General features: G+C 73.0%; 1 protein-coding gene. It reads right to left on the bottom strand.

The features are described 5' to 3' along the window. On the bottom strand, positions 1-752 hold a 752-nt coding region (locus tag ABD919_RS13805), incomplete at both ends, for a sensor histidine kinase (protein ID WP_345236611.1).

Genomic DNA, 752 nt, shown 5'->3' with positions numbered 1-752 from the left:
GGCAGCAGCAGCTGGCCGCCGAGCTGCCGGGCCAGGCTCTGCACCAGGCGCAGGCCCAGCGACGAGGCCTGGGCCAGGGTAAAGCCCGCCGGCAGGCCCGGGCCGTCGTCGCCCACCCGCAGGCGGTAGGAATGGCTGGCCTCGTCGTAGTGCATGGCCACCTCCAGCTGCCCGGCCCGCCCCTGGGCGCAGGCGTACTTGAAGGCGTTGCTCAGCAGCTCGTTGAGCACCAGGCCCAGCGGCACGGCCGTGTCCGTGTCCAGGCGGATGCCCGCGGCCGCCACGCGCACCTGCACGGCGGGGGCGGCGAAGGCCCGGCGCAGGTGCGCGGCCAGCTGCTCGGCAAAGAGCGCAAAGTCGACGCGGGCCAGGTCGTCGGCCTGGTAGAGCAGCTCGTGGGCCAGGGCAATGGACTTGACCCAGTTCTGGCCCTCGCGCAGGGCGGCGGCCACCACCGGCAGGCGGGCCTGGGCCTGGGCTTGCAGGGCCAGCAGGCTGCTGACAATCTGCAGGTTGTTTTTCACCCGGTGGTGCACTTCCTTCAGCAGCACCTCCTTCTCGCCCAGGCTTTGGCGCAGCTGCTGCTGCACCTGCTCGAGCTCGGCGTTGCGGGCGTGCTCCTGCTGCTGGGCCTGGCGCAGCTGCCGGCTGGTGCGGCGCTGCAGGCGGTAGCGGCGGTAGGAGGCCGCCCCGAGCAGGCCCACCACCAGCAGGGCCCCGGCCAGCAGGTTGCGGTACTGCCGCTGCCAGCT

This window comes from Hymenobacter saemangeumensis, assembly GCF_039541835.1.
Classification (GTDB): domain Bacteria; phylum Bacteroidota; class Bacteroidia; order Cytophagales; family Hymenobacteraceae; genus Hymenobacter; species Hymenobacter saemangeumensis.
The sequence above is the reverse complement of the archived record's forward strand: the minus strand, read 5'-3'. Positions and strand labels throughout refer to the sequence as shown.